Below are 14600 nucleotides of genomic sequence, written 5' to 3' on the forward strand. Positions count from 1 at the left end.
TCTTGTATTTAGAAAGGAAGTTTATGATGACTAAAATCCAAATCGTTGCAACTGACTTGGACGGGACTTTGTTAAACAGCCACTTGGAGTTGACGGATAAGAACAAGCAGGCACTTCGTCGGTTGAAACAGTCAGGTGTGCATGTGGTACTTTGCACAGGACGTCCATTTAATGGAATGGCTCATTTGATTGATGAAATAGGTTTGGATGATAGTGATTACACAATTTCTTATAATGGCTCTTTGGTTCAAACGTGCGATGGTCAAGAGATTTTACATCGAGCTAATTTGAGTACATCGGATTTTAAATGCATTAGCGATTTTTTTGGTCAGTATGGCTTAGGTGTACATGCCATGACAATGACAAAAATGTTTACGTACAATAAAACCATACATCCATTGACTGTTCGAGAGGCCTATCTTGGTAATCTTGACTTGACAGTTTTACAAGCTGAAGAAGAGGTTCCTGATAATATTATCAAACTAATGGCTGTAGGTGATCCTTGGCAACTTGATCAAGCAATCAACGACTTTTCACATGCTTTTGGAGAAGCTTATTCGTTAAATAAAAGTGAAGCATTTTATCTTGAGATTATGCAAAAAGGGGACAATAAGGCTAGAGCACTTCAGATTCTGTTAGAAAAATTACGTTTGAGCTCAGATAATCTTATGGCTTTTGGCAATAACAACAATGACTTAGATATGATACGTTTAGCAAAAATTGGTGTGGCAGTTGACAATGCGTCTGCAAGTTTGAAACGAGAGAGCGACTATGTTACTGAAAGTAATGACAATGATGGCGTAGCTGTCTTTTTAGAGCATTATTGTGCTTGAAAACTGACATCAAAACTGTAACATTCGAAAGGAAATATAATGACACAAAAAATAATTGGTATTGATTTAGGAGGAACTAGTATCAAACTGGCCATTATTTCACAAGCAGGAGAAATCCTTGAAAAATGGTCTATCAAAACAAATGTTCTCGAAAATGGTAAACACATTGTGCCGGATATTATCGCATCCATTCAAGATAAATTGGCTTTATTTCAATTGACTACTGATGATTTTATTGGAATTGGTATGGGTTCACCTGGTAAAGTTGATAGTGATGCTGGTACGGTTGTGGGCGCATATAATCTTGGCTGGACTGATGTTCAAGAAATCAAAAAGGCATTCGAAGCTGCTTTTTCTCTTCCGTTTTTTATCGGAAATGATGCCAATGTTGCAGCTCTTGGTGAGCAGTGGCAAGGTGCTGGAAATGGAAATTCAGACGTTGTCATGATGACACTTGGAACTGGTGTTGGTGGCGGTATTGTAGCAAATGGTCAGCTCGTTACAGGTGAAGGTGGCGCGGCTGGAGAAATTGGGCATTTGACAGTTGATACAGAAAATGGCTTTGCTTGCACTTGTGGTAAAAATGGTTGCTTAGAAGCTGTAGCTTCAGCGACTGGAATTGTTAACCTGGCACAACGTTTCTCGAGTGAGTATGAAGGTGATTCAGCTATAAAAGCAGCGATTGATAATGGAGATGACGTTACTTCAAAAGAAATTTTTGCTGCAGCAAAATCGGGTGATGTTTTTGCTAATATGATTGTCGATAAGTTTGTCGCATATCTTGGACTGGCTGTTTCTCATATTGCAAATACTCTTAGCCCAAGTCGTATTGTCATTGGCGGCGGAGTATCAGCAGCTGGAGAATTTTTACGTAGTAAGATTGACGCACAAGCTAAAGAGTACATCTTCCCACAAATAAGAAAGACTTGCCAGATTGTTTTAGCGCAACTTGGAAACGATGCTGGAGTCATTGGAGCAGCTCGTTTAGTGATGCTGTCTTTATCGTAATCAATGAAGAACTCAGGTTGATATGATACAAAAAAAGTAGAGACTCTTGATAGAATCTCTACTTTTAATTATGCAAGTGTTTCTTGTCCCACTGTTTCTTCGCTTTGGCTTTTCTTCCAAATCATAATACCAACGAAACCTTGTGCAATCATACCAAGGTAACTAAAGGCAACGATTGGATTTCCGACTGATAAGAATAGCAAGAAGCTGAGGAAGTCAACGACTAGCCAGATGTAGTAACCATCTAGGTGTCCTTTGACTTGTCGTTGTTGGGCAGTAAATGAAAGACCATTTGTCATGGCGTCAAGGATGATTTTTTGTCCACCCATCCAGTATGAAAGGAAGCCAAGTCCGATTGTCCAAAAGAAGATAGCGATAAGGACGTCTTTTAGACTGAAGTTTTTATCAACGATTAATTGTCCGTCATCGCTACGACGTTTTTTCCAGTTATAGTGACCGATAAATTCGGTAGCAAGGTAATAACAACTTTTGAACATATCGCCGTAAACTCCTTGAATCCCAGCAACTAAAATCCCAGCGACGTTTTGAACACCATTGGCTTTAAAAGTGTGCTGCCACTGAATAGCTAATGTCCATGTCCCGATAAAACCAAAAACTGCCATGATGATTGACAAAATATTTAGTAGGTCAAAATCTCTTGAAGTCAGTGTCGGCAATATCCCATAAAGGTTAAATCCAAGAGAAACAAGAAATGCAAAGATAACAAAAATCTTTTCCTTTAAGTCAAAACGATTCCAAGCGATGTTAAATGATTCTTTAAGCGAAAGTTGTTTTTTCAAAAAATGTTAATCTCCAATTCCAATTAATTTCATTTCTTGACGGATCATTTGGTACACTTTATCCCAGTCCTCAGCTTTTGTAACGTCAAAGCTGTCTGTGTTAATTTTCATTTTAGGACTATATTGGTAATTTTCATACCATTTTGTATAGTGTTTGTGAAGGAGTTTGTAATAATCTGTGAGTCCATTTTCATTATCTGGTTGCTCAAAATCACGTCCACGTTTTTTGATGTTATTCATGATGTGGTCGAAACTACCTTCAAGGTAGATTAGCAAGTCAGGAGCTTTTTTAGGAAGTCCGTCAATTTCCTCCATCATGTTGTCTAGCAATTCCAAATAGATATTGTATTCTTGATCGCTGATACTTCCTTGAAGAGTGTTGATATAAGTAAATAGAGCATCTTCGTAGATTGAGCGGTCTAGGACATTGTTATCTGCTTCATAAGCTTCTTTGATAGATTTGAAGCGTTTGTTCAAGAAGTAAATTTGCAATGCAAACCCGTATTTTTCAGGGTCTTCATAATATTTATCTAAGATTGGGTTGTTGTCAACAGGTTCAAAGAAAGCTGTTGTGCCAAGTTCTTTGGCTAAAAGAGAAGTGTAGGTAGTTTTTCCGACTCCTATCATTCCTGCTAGAATAATCACGATGGTAATGCACCTCCAATATGCTAATTAAAAAATTTATGAAATGTGTAAATGTATAGTTGTGATAGCAAAGCTATCTGTCTAGAAATAGGCAAGTAAACAGATGTTTTATTTGAAAATAGTAGTGTCGTTTCTATCTTTTCAAAATAATATCTATATGTGACAAAGCTGAGGCCTCGACTTGTCATATTAAAAATAGTTAGGCACAATATCTTGTGCCCGGATAAAATAGTAGCACTATATTTTGTGTTTGACAAGAGATAAAAATTGACTTTTTTTGTCGAAAAAGTCAAAGATACCTTAATATCAGGGCTTGAGCAATGATAAAAAATTTTCAAAAAAACTCAGCTATTGTAGCTGAGTGAAAAAATTATTAATCAAATAATTCGGTAGCAAAATTTAAGGCAATATTTGCAATGCGGTCTTTGGTTTCTAGGTCAGCGTCGTTTGCTAGTGTACGTGGATCCCAACTTTCGGTATCTAGATTATCTGCCGAGTAGAAAAATTGAAAGTGATTAATGTTTCGAAAATCTGCTAGCGCAGCAATAGCAGAGCATTCCATATCAACAGCGATTGCTCCTTGAGCTTTTCGCTTAGCCATTTTTTGCTGCGTTTCACGATAAATGCCGTCAGTTGTCCAGACTTTTCCTTCAGTGTATGAGATATTTTTTTGTTTGAGAAATTCTTTGAAAAGATTGCGATGACTGACATTTAGTGATATTTCCTGACCAGCAGGAGCGTAGTGATAGCTAGTTCCTTCGTCACGAATAGCAGCGCTTGGAATGATGATTGAAGTTTCTTTGATATTGCTATCAAGGACGCCACAAGTTCCAAAAATAAGCAGATTTTCAGCGCCCATGGCAATGATGTCTTCTAAGATAGCAACACAGCCACTAGCACCTACATAAGAGTTGAAAAATCCAATTTTTTGTCCTTTAAACTCTAATTCATAAATTGGAATCTCGAGATTTGCAACGCTAGTTTTGGCAATTTGACGATGAGGGACGTCAGCTAAAATTCTTGCAAAAGTAGCTCTTGCAAAACAAGTGACGACCGTTTTTGGAAAATCAGGTAGACTTGCGACCACATCATTTGGATTGATTATGGCAGTTTTAGTTGGGTCGAATTGAGATAAAATCATATCAGCACCTCTTTCTCAAGTGATAATGTCAAAATATTTTTAATATTCTACCTTATATAGTAGAAGAAGGCAAGGTAATTTGTCATATTTTCAGAAAAAATCATTGCAAACGTCAATAATTCTCGGAAATCATGTTACAAATCCTTTACAAACTTCTCTTTTCACCATGGTTTGTGTTATAATATGAGCTAGGAAATCAGACGAGAGGTATTTATGACTTACGAACAAGAATTTTTAAAAGAATTTGAAGCTTGGGTAGATTCACAAATTACAGTTAATGAAATGGCTATGGAAGCCAGTCGTAAAATTGTGGAAGAAGATAAGGATGAACGAGCTGCTGATGCTTACATCCGCTATGAAAGCAAACTAGATGCTTACCGTTATATCCAAGGCAAATTTGCTAATTATAAAGCCGGAAAAGGTTTCCACGAATTACCAGATAATCTTTTAGGGGAGAGAAATTACTAAAAATGGCAAAGAAAAAGAATCGTAAAAAAGAGTATTTATTGAAATTAAAACGTGCAGGTATCATCAAAACAGCTGCCACTTCAACTGTTAAAGCTGCTGCTAACGTTGTTTCAAAAGCAACTCTTAGTTTGGAAGAATTTTCAGCGATTTCTGCCGTAGAAGGCATCCGACCAAAACTTGTTGAAACACTTTACAACGAAGGTATCAAATCAGTATCAGATTTCCAAAAATTCACTGAAAAAGAAGTTTTGGCCTTTAAAGGAATTGGCCCAGCAACTGTTAATAAACTTAAAGAAAATGGCGTAGCTTTCAAAGCCTAAACCATTTGCGTTAGCTGACCAAATCTGTTAAAATAAAAACATTCAGAGGTGTCTTGAAGACCATTTGTTACAGAAAGCGGTGGCGCTGAGAAATCCGCACAAATGTCAGGACTAGTTGCTGAGTGTTGTAACTAAATATCAAAGTCGCGAGTGCTAGTCACTCGAATGTGGGTGGTACCGCGGATTTATACAAGTTCGTCCCTGTCGAAAGACAGGGGCGATTTTTTGTTTGATATTGAATCATATGGTTACGATATTTATATTCACTAAATGCGCGTGAGTAGCAAGGCACCTGATAATTTGAATTAATTAACTTACTGAAAAAAATTGTAGAAAGGACACATTATGTCAAAAGAACTTTCACCAAAATATAACCCAGCTGAAGTTGAAGCTGGTCGTTATCAAAAATGGTTAGACGAAGATGTTTTCAAGCCTTCAGGCGATAAGAAAGCACATCCGTATTCAATCGTTATTCCACCACCAAACGTTACAGGTAAACTTCACCTTGGTCACGCTTGGGATACAACTTTGCAAGATATTATCATCCGTCAAAAACGTATGCAAGGTTTTGATACTTTATGGCTTCCGGGTATGGACCACGCTGGTATCGCAACACAAGCAAAAGTTGAAGCACGTCTTGCTGAAGATGGTATCTCACGTTACGACCTTGGTCGTGAAAAATTCCTTGATAAAGTTTGGGAATGGAAAGATGAATACGCATCAACAATCAAACAACAATGGGGTAAAATGGGTATCTCTGTAGATTACTCACGTGAACGTTTCACCCTTGATGAAGGTTTGTCAAAAGCAGTTCGTAAAGTCTTTGTTCAACTTTACAAAAAAGGTTGGATTTACCGTGGTGAATTTATCATCAACTGGGATCCAAAAGCTCGTACAGCTCTTTCTGATATCGAAGTTATCCACAAAGATGTTGAAGGTGCATTCTACCACATGAACTACATGTTGGAAGATGGTTCACGTAGCCTTGAAGTGGCAACAACTCGTCCAGAAACAATGTTTGGTGATGTTGCCGTTGCGGTTAACCCAAATGATGACCGTTACAAAGATTTGATTGGTAAAAATGTTATCCTTCCAATCGTTAACAAAGCTATTCCAATCGTTGGTGACGAACACGCTGACCCAGAATTTGGTACTGGTGTGGTTAAAATCACTCCAGCACATGACCCTAACGACTTCCTAGTTGGTCAACGTCACAACTTGCCACAAATCAACGTTATGAACGACGATGGTACAATGAACGAACTTGCTGGTGAATTTGCTGGTATGGATCGTTTTGAAGCACGTAAAGCTGTCGTTAAAAAATTGGAAGAAATCGGTGCGCTTGTTGAAATCGAAAAAATGGTTCACAGCGTTGGTCACTCAGAACGTACTGGTGTACCAGTTGAACCTCGCTTGTCAACACAATGGTTCGTTAAAATGGATCAATTGGCTAAAAATGCCATTGCTAACCAAGACACTGATGACGAAGTGAAATTCTACCCACCACGTTTCAACGATACTTTCCTTCAATGGATGGAAAATGTTCACGACTGGGTTATTTCTCGTCAATTATGGTGGGGTCACCAAATCCCAGCATGGTACAATGCTGAAGGTGAAATGTACGTCGGTGAAGAAGCTCCAGAAGGTGACGGATGGACTCAAGACGAAGACGTGCTTGATACTTGGTTTAGTTCAGCTCTATGGCCATTCTCAACAATGGGTTGGCCTGATACAGAAGCAGAAGACTTCAAACGTTACTTCCCAACTTCAACATTGGTAACTGGTTATGATATCATCTTCTTCTGGGTATCACGTATGATTTTCCAATCATTGGAATTCACAGGACGCCGTCCATTTGAAAACGTGCTTATCCATGGTCTTATCCGTGATGAACAAGGACGTAAAATGTCTAAATCACTTGGTAACGGTATTGACCCAATGGACGTTATCGAAAAATATGGTGCCGATGCCCTTCGTTGGTTCTTGTCAAACGGTTCTGCACCAGGTCAAGACGTTCGTTTCTCTTACGAAAAAATGGATGCTGCTTGGAACTTCATTAACAAAATCTGGAACATTTCTCGTTACATCTTGATGAACAATGAAGAACTTACACTTGAACAAGCTAGCGCTAACGTTGAAAAAGTTGCTGCTGGTACAGCTGGTAACGTTACTGACCGTTGGATCCTTCACAACTTGAACGAAACAATCGCTAAAGTCACTGAAAACTTTGATAAATTTGAATTTGGTGTAGCTGGTCACATTCTTTATAACTTCATCTGGGATGAATTTGCTGACTGGTACGTTGAGTTGACTAAAGAAGTTCTTTACAGCGACAACGAAGACGAAAAAGTTATCACTCGTTCAGTTCTTCTTTACACACTTGATAAAATCCTTCGTTTGCTTCACCCAATCATGCCATTCGTAACTGAAGAAATCTTTGAACAAATTTCTGAAGGTTCAATCGTAACAGCTGAGTACCCAACTGTTAACCCAGCATTTGAAAATGAAGCTGCACACAAAGGTGTTGAAAGTCTTAAAGACCTTATCCGTGCTGTCCGTAACGCACGTAGCGAAGTGAATGTTGCTCCAAGTAAACCAATCACACTTCTTGTTAAGACAAGCGACAAAGAATTGGAAGACTTCTTCAACAGCAATGTGAACTACATCAAACGTTTCACTAACCCTGAAAAACTTGAAATTTCTTCTGATATTGAAGCTCCAGAATTGGCAATGTCTAGCGTTATCACTGGTGCTGAAATCTTCTTGCCACTTGCTGACCTTCTTAACGTTGAAGAAGAATTGGCACGTCTTGACAAAGAACTTGCTAAATGGCAAAAAGAATTGGACATGGTTGCTCGTAAACTTGGTAACGAAAAATTCGTCGCTAACGCTAAACCAGAAGTTGTCCAAAAAGAACGTGATAAACAAGTTGACTACCAAGCCAAATACGACGCAACAGTTGCTCGTATCGAAGATATGAAAAAATTGGTGAAATAAGTTAAGGTTTCTTCAAGAAAAAATTAAGATTGCCTTAAGTAAGGACAACTATACTATAAACAATCCTAGTTAACTTTCTTTTTCATAGATACCTACTTTTCAAAGAGTATCACAATTAAAACCACCTCAACTAATAGGTTGAGGTGGTTTTTTGTTATAATTAAACTGAAACGAAAGGAGTTCCTATGTCATTTGAATCGGATATTTTTAGAAAAAAGCGCGTGATATTTGAACGCTTGGTGGCGTTTGGATTTGTGAAATCTCAGGCTGGTTATGACTATACGGAGCTGATTTTGAATGGCGATTTTGAGGTGCGAGTTCATGTTTCATTGGCTGGTCAGGTGTCAGCAAGGGTGATTGATACCGATTTAAATGAAGAGTATCTTGCTCTTCATGTGGCTGGTGTGAGTGGCAATTTTGTTGGGAAGGTTCGTGAAGCTTATCAAGAGGTTCTTGAAAGAGTGGCTGAAGCTTGCTTTGAAGCTCTGCCATTTGCCAGTGACCAAATGAATCGTCTTGCAACTCACCTAAAGGATACTTATGGCGATGATTTTGATCATCCTTTTGAGAAATATCCTGAGTTCTCTTCTTTTCGCTATCCTGAAAATCAGAAGTGGTATGGTCTTGTGATGACGCTTGAGCGTGGCAAATTAGACCTTGGTGAGGAGCAGTGGTCGCAAGAAGAGCTAGACGAAAAAGTTGAAATCATTAACATCAAGGTTGACAAAGAAGCTCTGCCAGAACTGCTTGCGACAAAAGGGATCTATCCCTCATATCATATGAATAAAAAATCTTGGGTGACACTGGTTTTCGATGACGCTTTATCTGATGAGCAGTTATTTTCTTTGGTGGAAAATAGCAGAGCTTTGGTCGCTGGAAAGCAATTAGGGAGCTCATCCGGACCTGATTATTGGTTAATTCCAGCCAACCCTAAGTACTATGATATTGATGCTGAGTTTGCAGAAAGTAAGACTATTTTATGGACGCAGAAAGCGAGCCTTAAAAAAGGTGATTTTGTGGCGATTTATATCACTGCACCGACGAAAGCAGTTCGTTATTTTTGTCAGGTCTTAGAAGTTGATTTGCCAAATGATGCTTATCGAGATGAACCCTCCATCAAAAAATTAATGAAGATTCAGCTACTCCACACTTTTTCTGATGAGCAAGTGACGTTTGATATCTTAAAATCCTGTGGTGTCAGAGCAGTTCGTGGCCCACGTCGTATGACAAAAGAATTAATTGAAAAAATTGATTCACTCAGAAACTAATAGATAAGCCGTGCCGTTAGGTGCGGTTTTTTGAAAATAAAATTGAAAGAATATTGCAAAAATAGTTTTTGAAGAGTATACTATCTAACAATCGGGAGGTGCTTATGAGAAAAATTGAGCGGAAAAACACAAATTTTCTAGTAGCGAGTAGTACGATTTCAAGAATCGGTGATACCTTATTTGATTATGTCAATAATTCTTTTCTTGTAAGTATGAACATGAAATCCATGGTTTTGGTAGGAATTTATCAGGCACTTGAAAATATCATCGGAGCAGTATTTAACTTATTTGGAGGAGTGATAGCAGACCGTTTTCGTCGCAAGAAAATTATCATTTTGACTGATTTTTTGAGTGGTGTTATTTGCATTTTTCTTTCTTTTGTGACCAGTCAAGCTTGGTTGATGTATGCCATCATTCTTGCTAATGCGGTCTTGGCGCTTTTGTCAGCATTTGCAACACCAGCTTACAATGCATTTACTAAAGAGATTGTAGAAAAAGATGAGATTACTTTGGTGAATTCGTATCTTCAAACATCGACGACTCTTGTAAAAATCATTGTTCCTGTACTTTCAGTAGCTATTTATAAATGGATTGGCATTCACGGTGCACTTCTGTTAGATGGTGTTTCATTTTTATTTTCAGCTATTATTATTGTATTGATTCAGCCGATTTTAGAAGAGACACGGAAAAATGATAATTTTTCGGCTAAGTCAGTCATCGATGATTTGATTAGTGGTTTTGGGTATGTGGCTAAAAATCGTCAGATTTATCTGCTGATTGCTCTTTCTGCAGGGGTTAATTTTTTCATGGCTGGCTACAGTTTGTTGTTGCCTTATAGTAATCAAATGTTCCCTAAAATTGCTGAAAATGTTTATGCAACTTTTTTGACTGCAGAAGCACTTGGAGGTCTTATCGGTGCTGTGATTAGTGGAAGGATTTCCCGCAAACTCTCAACTACTCAGTTGATGCTTTTGCTAGTAACTTTTGGGTGTTTTGTTGCAGTTGCTCCTATTTTTTACATTATCAGACCGAGCATTTTTCTTTTAGCTTTGTCTCCAATTGGTTCAGGAATTTTTATGACCTTATTTAACATTCATTCGTTTTCCTTAATTCAAAGAGAAGTGGCAAGTGATTATTTAGGGCGCGTACTTGGCATTATTTTTACGGTAGCCATTTTATTTATGCCGTTAGGAACAGCTCTTTTTACGATTTTATTGCAGCCTGATAATTCTTTTAATTTTTTATTTATCGGAGTTGCTGTTATTGTACTAGCTCTTATTTTCTTGCAGATTTTACGCAGTGAAAAACAAGCATCATAAATTGTCTTTATCGATAAAAAATTTTAAAAAGATTAAAAAATATTTTTTCATTTTTGTGTATTTGTAAAGTGAAATCTCATTTTTGAAAATAAATGTTCTAATATGAAAACTTTATTTCATTGAATAATCGTGATGCTGTCAGCTTTTCTAACATAAAATTCAAAAATATTGCGAAAATTTGCAAAAAAGTGTTTATTTTTTCAAGGCATAGGTGTATAATATCTCTATCGTTGCAAAGCGATCATGAAATACAAAGTTTTATTATTGTTCGTTATGATTTTGGTATTTCAATTAAAAATTTTTTAAAGGAGGAGCATATGAAGAAAAGCTTTATTCATCAACAGCAGGAGATTTCTTTTGTCAAGAATACTTTTACTCAATATTTGATTGATAAACTTGACATTGTTGAAGTGCAAGGACCTATTCTTAGCCAGGTCGGGGATGGTATGCAAGATAATTTGAACGGCGTTGAACACCCTGTATCTGTGCACGTCAAACGTATTCCTGATGCTGAATATGAAGTTGTTCATTCACTTGCTAAGTGGAAACGTCATACCTTAGCACGTTTCGGCTTTAATGAAGGAGAAGGGCTTTTCGTACATATGAAAGCTCTTCGCCCCGATGAAGATGATTTGGATCCTATTCATTCTATTTATGTTGACCAATGGGATTGGGAAAAAGTTATTCCAAATGGTCGTCGTAATATTGAATACTTGAAAGAAACAGTTGAACAGGTTTACAAAGCTATCCGCTTGACTGAATTAGCAGTTGAAGCTCGCTTTGATATTGAAGCTGTTTTGCCTAAGAAAATCACTTTTATCCACACTGAAGAATTGGTAGAACGTTATCCAGATTTGACACCAAAAGAACGTGAAAATGCAGTAGCCAAAGAATTTGGTGCAGTGTTCTTGATTGGTATTGGTGGTATTTTGCCAAATGGTGAACGTCATGATGGCCGTGCACCGGACTACGATGACTGGACTTCTGAATCTGAAAATGGTTACCATGGTCTAAATGGTGATATCATTGTTTGGAATGATGTTCTTGGCTCTGCTTTCGAATTGTCTTCAATGGGGATCCGTGTTGATGAAGAAGCTCTTAAACGCCAAGTCAAAATTACAGGCGATGAAGATCGTTTGCAATTAGAATGGCATAAAGCTCTTCTTAATGGACTCTTCCCACTTACAATTGGTGGTGGTATTGGTCAATCACGTATGGCAATGTTCTTACTTCGTAAAAAACATATCGGAGAAGTTCAATCAAGCGTTTGGCCAAAAGAAGTTCGTGATTCTTACGAAAACATTCTTTAATGAAAGAAGCTTTGTTTTAAGGACAAAAAAGTCGACTGGAGTTCAGTCGGCTTTTTAAATATAAAAAACTGAGATAACGTTATCTCAGTTTGCCATTACTTACTTAAATTACCATTGTAATCCAGCTTCGGCTATTTCAGCCTTAGAAGCATATTGACCGTTAGATCTATGCCATCTACCACGATAGTCTTTGGTATAACCACCGGCAGCTTGTTGATTTGCTTGTTCTTGGGCTTGTCTAGCAGCCTCTTCAGCAGCAGCTTGCTCTTGAGCTTGACGTGCCGCTTCGGCTTCCTGTGCTTTTCTAGCTTCTTCAGCTTGACGTGCCGCTTCAGCTTCCCTTGCTTCGATAGCTGAAACAACGGCATTGATACGGTTATTAAAGGCATCTTTCTTACTTGAATCAGAAACAGCGTTGACTTTATTTTTAGCATCGTCAACATTTTCGCGAGTTTGATTTGCTTCTAAGTTTGCAACAGCCGCCTCAGCAGTAGCTTGCGCTGCTTGTTCCTGTTTTTTAGCCTCTATTGCAACTTTAACAGATGTGATACGTTTTTTTAGTTGTTTTTTAACTTTTTTGTTTTTGACCGCACTGACTTTTTTGATAGCTGCGTCAAGATTTTCTTGGGTTTGGTTGTTTTCGAGTTTTTTAACTGCTTTTTTAGCAGTTATTGTCAATTTATCTTCTTTTTTGGAAGTCTTGGCTTTTGACTTGGTATCAGCTAAGACAATATGGCTATTTCCAAAAGTTGTAGGTGCAAAGATTCCTTGATCTTGAGATGTTCCAATAAGAATAGCTGACATCAACAGTAGGGCAAGTTTTAACTTCTTTTTCATAGTATCCTCCATAATGCTTTAAATTATAAAATAATTTTATATTAGAAGAATACCATTTTAAAACCATCTTGTAAACGCTTCCTATATATTGGAAATAAAAAATGCTAGAAAAATTCTAGCAAATTAGATGAATTATTCAAATTTACAGCGTGTATATCCTGCTGCAATAGCATTTGATAATGTTGTTGGGGTAGTACTGTTTGAACGATTAAGACCACGGCAATAAGGGTTTAGGTGATAGCGATGACCGGTATTTGTGATATAAACAGTAGTTGCATCACCTTGTTGTGCAGCGGCTGCAGCTTGTTCTTGAGCTTGACGTGCCGCTTCGGCTTCCTGGGCTTTTCTAGCTTCTTCAGCTTGACGTGCCGCCTCAGCTTCCTTTGCGTCAATAGCTGAGACTACAGCATTGATACGGTTATTAAAGGCATCTTTCTTATTTGAATCAGAAACAGCGTTAACTTTATTTTTAGCATCATCAACATTTTCTCGTTTTTGATCGGTTTCAAGTTTTTTAACAGCAGTTTCGGCTGCATTGATAGCTTCTTGCTGTTTTTTAGCTTCGATAGCTGTTTTTACAGTAGTGATTCGTTTTTGAAATTTTTCTTTAACTTTTGAATCGCTAACAGCATTGACTTTCTTTGTCGCTGCGTCAAGATTTTCTTGAGTTTGGTTGCTTTCCAGTTTTACGACAGCAGCTTCAGCTTCGTCTTCGATAGCTTTTACTTTTTGATATTCTTTTTTACCAAGCTCAATGTATTTAGCATTTTCTTCTTTGAAATCGCTAAGCTCATCTTGGCTATCAATTAAATCTGATTTTGTGTCGTCAATTTCTTTGTTTAACTGCTCAATTTTTGATTCAGCTTTGGCAAGTTCATGATTTTTAGTTCCTTGTGCAGTGAAACTACCAATCAACAAGATTGACAAGACAGTGAGGGCAATATTTTTCTTGTCTTTAAAGAATTTTTTAAAATCCATCATAACTCCTTTATCCTAAAAAACTTTGATAGTTAAAATTATCTTAACTATCATATCAAATCTCATTTTTTGTGTAAACCTAATCGATAATTTTTTAAGGCAATTTACTTGAAATTTGCTATAATGGTTGTTATGAGAGTTGTAGCAGGAAAATTTGGTGGGCGTCCTTTGAAGACGCTCGATGGTAAGATTACTCGCCCAACAACTGATAAGGTTAAGGGTGCTATTTTTAGTATGATTGGTCCATTTTTTGATGGTGGACGTGTTTTGGATTTGTTTTCTGGTAGCGGTAGCTTAGCTATTGAAGCTGTCTCACGTGGGATGGATGAAGCGGTTATGGTTGAACGTAATCGTCAAGCGCAAGCTATTATTACAGAAAATATCAAAATGACCAAGTCTGAAAAACAGTTTCACTTGATGAAAATGGATGCCAATAAAGCTTTAGGTGTCGTTAGTGGCAAATTCGACTTGGTGCTTTTGGATCCGCCTTATGCTAAGGAAGAAATCGTAAAAAACATCACGACAATGGAAGAAAAAGGACTTTTGTCTGAGGATGTTATCATTGTCTGTGAGACAGATAAATCAGTGGATTTGCCTGAAGAAATTTTAAGCTTTGGTATTTGGAAGCAGAAGACATATGGAATCAGTAAGGTGACGGTTTACATCAGATAGAAAG

The 14600-nt window shown here is 37.5% G+C and carries 14 protein-coding genes; 9 read left to right on the top strand and 5 right to left on the bottom strand.

Features of this window, described 5'->3' with window-relative positions:
* Positions 1-23 precede the first annotated feature (23 nt).
* A complete protein-coding gene (locus tag ACNTMY_RS02520; RefSeq protein ID WP_423216521.1) occupies positions 24-833 on the top strand; it encodes a Cof-type HAD-IIB family hydrolase in 810 nt (269 codons plus the stop codon).
* A gap of 39 nt (positions 834-872) precedes the next feature.
* Entirely contained in the window at positions 873-1841 is a 969-nt protein-coding gene (locus ACNTMY_RS02525) for an ROK family glucokinase (protein ID WP_423216522.1), read from the top strand.
* A 68-nt stretch (positions 1842-1909) separates the two neighbouring features.
* Here ACNTMY_RS02525 and ACNTMY_RS02530 read toward each other — a convergent pair whose 3' ends face one another.
* The 3 genes from ACNTMY_RS02530 to ACNTMY_RS02540 form a co-directional block, all read right to left on the bottom strand.
* Positions 1910-2641: a nicotinamide mononucleotide transporter family protein gene (locus ACNTMY_RS02530; protein WP_423216523.1), complete on the bottom strand. Its 732-nt coding sequence runs from the start codon at positions 2639-2641 to the stop codon at positions 1910-1912.
* Between the two features lie 6 nt (positions 2642-2647).
* Entirely contained in the window at positions 2648-3286 is a 639-nt protein-coding gene (locus ACNTMY_RS02535; protein ID WP_423216524.1) for a deoxynucleoside kinase, read from the bottom strand.
* Between the two features lie 373 nt (positions 3287-3659).
* Positions 3660-4427: a nucleoside phosphorylase gene (locus tag ACNTMY_RS02540; RefSeq protein WP_423216525.1), complete on the bottom strand. Its 768-nt coding sequence runs from the start codon at positions 4425-4427 to the stop codon at positions 3660-3662.
* Positions 4428-4640: 213 nt separating this feature from the next.
* On the opposite strand from ACNTMY_RS02540, the gene ACNTMY_RS02545 reads away from it, so the two are divergent.
* The 6 genes from ACNTMY_RS02545 (at position 4641) to asnA (ending at position 12109) form a co-directional block, all read left to right on the top strand.
* Positions 4641-4895, top strand: coding sequence for a DUF1912 family protein (locus tag ACNTMY_RS02545; RefSeq protein ID WP_004230643.1), 255 nt, complete (start codon positions 4641-4643; stop codon positions 4893-4895).
* A gap of 2 nt (positions 4896-4897) precedes the next feature.
* On the top strand, positions 4898-5215 hold the full coding sequence (locus ACNTMY_RS02550) for a helix-hairpin-helix domain-containing protein (RefSeq protein ID WP_004230644.1): 318 nt from the start codon (positions 4898-4900) through the stop codon (positions 5213-5215).
* A gap of 345 nt (positions 5216-5560) precedes the next feature.
* Positions 5561-8212 carry a valine--tRNA ligase gene (locus tag ACNTMY_RS02555; protein WP_423216526.1) on the top strand — a complete coding sequence of 884 codons (2652 nt, stop codon included), beginning with the start codon at positions 5561-5563 and terminating at the stop codon, positions 8210-8212.
* Positions 8213-8397: 185 nt separating this feature from the next.
* A complete protein-coding gene (locus ACNTMY_RS02560; RefSeq protein WP_423216527.1) occupies positions 8398-9480 on the top strand; it encodes an MmcQ/YjbR family DNA-binding protein in 1083 nt (360 codons plus the stop codon).
* Between the two features lie 104 nt (positions 9481-9584).
* A complete protein-coding gene (locus ACNTMY_RS02565) occupies positions 9585-10799 on the top strand; it encodes an MFS transporter (protein WP_423216528.1) in 1215 nt (404 codons plus the stop codon).
* Positions 10800-11116: 317 nt separating this feature from the next.
* Positions 11117-12109, top strand: a complete 993-nt coding sequence (asnA, locus tag ACNTMY_RS02570) for an aspartate--ammonia ligase (RefSeq protein WP_021141821.1) — start codon at positions 11117-11119, stop codon at positions 12107-12109.
* Between the two features lie 108 nt (positions 12110-12217).
* Here the strand turns inward: asnA and ACNTMY_RS02575 are convergent, their stop codons facing one another.
* Both ACNTMY_RS02575 and ACNTMY_RS02580 read right to left on the bottom strand, forming a co-directional pair.
* Positions 12218-12946, bottom strand: a complete 729-nt coding sequence (locus ACNTMY_RS02575) for a hypothetical protein (RefSeq protein ID WP_423216529.1) — start codon at positions 12944-12946, stop codon at positions 12218-12220.
* Positions 12947-13078: 132 nt separating this feature from the next.
* A complete protein-coding gene (locus ACNTMY_RS02580) occupies positions 13079-13924 on the bottom strand; it encodes a hypothetical protein (protein WP_423216852.1) in 846 nt (281 codons plus the stop codon).
* A gap of 132 nt (positions 13925-14056) precedes the next feature.
* Between ACNTMY_RS02580 and rsmD the strand changes: the two genes are divergently transcribed.
* Entirely contained in the window at positions 14057-14596 is a 540-nt protein-coding gene (gene rsmD / locus ACNTMY_RS02585; RefSeq protein ID WP_033153640.1) for a 16S rRNA (guanine(966)-N(2))-methyltransferase RsmD, read from the top strand.
* Positions 14597-14600: the final 4 nt, after the last annotated feature.

The organism is Streptococcus equinus (assembly GCF_049393735.1).
Taxonomy (GTDB): domain Bacteria; phylum Bacillota; class Bacilli; order Lactobacillales; family Streptococcaceae; genus Streptococcus; species Streptococcus equinus_G.